Annotated in this window: 1 pseudogene; it reads right to left on the bottom strand. The window is 59.6% G+C overall.

The annotated features are described in order from the left end of the window. Positions 1 to 162: 162 nt before the first annotated feature. Positions 163 to 458, bottom strand: a pseudogene (locus XI06_RS12850) (IS5/IS1182 family transposase); the annotation flags it as partial. Positions 459 to 683: the final 225 nt, after the last annotated feature.

The following is a 683-nucleotide window of genomic DNA, read 5'->3' as shown; positions in this document are numbered from 1 at the left end:
TCGCTTCCTGCGTAGGATGGTTGCACCCGTGGCATCGAACCCCACTATTGAATGTGCTATTGCCTAGATCGATACCAATAGTGACAATGTTCGTATGCGACATGGTTTGCGCTCCTTCTCTTGCCGGGGCTCTACCTTGCCGCTGAGAGCGGGCGTGGTCCACACCATTAACTGGTAAGGCGCGGCTGGTTTGCCCTTGCCCATGCACTCCACCTCCGGGGCGTGGAAGGCTTGAAGCCGCGCTGGCGCTGCTGCTGCGAGCGGATCTGCGAGGCCCGGCTGAGCGGGAGGGCGAACGTGTTCTCAAGCACAGCCTGACCTTCGATCTTGCGGCGGATATCGCGGATGATCCGGCCCAGTCGGCTGCGCAGGATGCGCAACTGCCGCTGATGCCGCTTGAATTGCTTGGCATGGGCGTTGCGTCCCGCCATCATTGTCGCGATTTTGGCAATGCGAACTGCCGCAGCTTGCCCCCGTACCATTCGAGCTTCTCGATGGCCATGGTGAAATGTAAGCGGCAAAGAGACCCCGTCTGGCGGAGTGGGTGAGCGATCGGCTATCGGCTGCTGAGTTTGTGAGCCGATGTGAACTTCTATGTCTGCGTCTAGTTCTGGAACTAGAACCTTCCATATGATCGAAGCGGTCGCCGACCGTCTTGAGGGAGCGCCTCGGCAGCTTCGTCG

Source organism: Bradyrhizobium sp. CCBAU 11434, assembly GCF_028128895.1.
GTDB lineage: Bacteria > Pseudomonadota > Alphaproteobacteria > Rhizobiales > Xanthobacteraceae > Bradyrhizobium > Bradyrhizobium zhengyangense.
Note: the sequence above shows the minus strand (reverse complement) of the source record. Positions and strands in the feature narration are given on the sequence as shown.